Raw genomic sequence first — 1,073 nt, forward strand, 5'->3', positions numbered from 1 at the left:
GAATTTCTCAAAACAATGGGGGGGAGTGGGCATATCAACATCAAAAACTTTCCTACCCCCGCCAAGGTGAGGTGGCGCTCCAAGGACGGTACATCCCATTCCGCAGAGATCGATATCGGAAAAATCTTCAAGGATGAGCGAATCATTCACCACTTGCCTTTGCGTGAATTTGCTTTTCAAGACAATCCTATGGCCTCTTCCGACGATCCTACGATAGTACTAGTAGTTGATGATCGGACAATCAAGGTGTACATGCTGGCATCCATCAATACCAATCGTGAGCAAATTCCTGGTAATAAATACAGCTATACCAAAAATGAGCTAACCTTGGCCTACAGCCAGACCTTCTAAGCGAGGCACGGTATGGCGACCAATCAAACTCCCGGCCCTCGTGATGACGGTGTAGATATCTGGGTGGCAGATGCCTCCGTCATCGACAGCCATACTCAGGCTAGCCAGACTGTTGCGCAGATGCCCGTGCCTCAGCCTGTATGTCACCTGCGCCGAGGCTCTCACGGTGAGATAAATCACTATCTACCATGAAGAAAAATTGCTTGTGACAATGATTCATTTCATTCATATGAATTTATTTGAATGAAAGAAAGCATGTTCTTCAATAGCAAAAGCACAAGAGTGACATGAAAAACAAACGATTATTCCTTCAATCCACGCTTTTGAGCATTTCGATTGCCGGCCTGTCTTTTCTATCCGGATGTCAAATGAACCAGTAAAATCCATCTTCGACCCTATCAAGCGCCGCTACCACTGTGGCTAACCCCGATTCAGTCCCTGTGCTGCATTTTAAGTTTCATTCGTTTGAAGGGCTGTGCTTTGATACCTTAGGCTGCAAGATCGCGTATGCGGGGCTTGCTGTGCCAAATTTTTGGCCTAACGAAAAGTTACCATCCTTTGCCGAATGGGGAGGAGAAAAGTCGTTGAAGCTGGCAGGAGGTGGAGGACACATCAACATCAAAAACTTTCCTACCCCCGCCAAGGTGAGGTGGCGCTCCAAGGACGGTACATCCCATTCCGCAGAGATCGATATCGGAAAAATCTTCAAGGATGAGCGAATT

General features: G+C 47.1%; 2 protein-coding genes. Both read left to right on the forward strand.

Going from position 1 to position 1,073, the window contains the following annotated elements:
• Positions 1–351: hypothetical protein (locus ACP2WS_RS11230; RefSeq protein ID WP_426460844.1), on the forward strand; the 351-nt coding region annotated here is incomplete at its 5' end.
• Between the two features lie 416 nt (positions 352–767).
• Positions 768–1,073, forward strand: a 306-nt coding sequence (locus ACP2WS_RS11235; protein WP_426460845.1) for a hypothetical protein, incomplete at its 3' end; no start/stop codon positions are given.

This window comes from Brachymonas moutaii (nom. illeg.), from assembly GCF_049977365.1.
Taxonomy (GTDB): domain Bacteria; phylum Pseudomonadota; class Gammaproteobacteria; order Burkholderiales; family Burkholderiaceae_C; genus Brachymonas.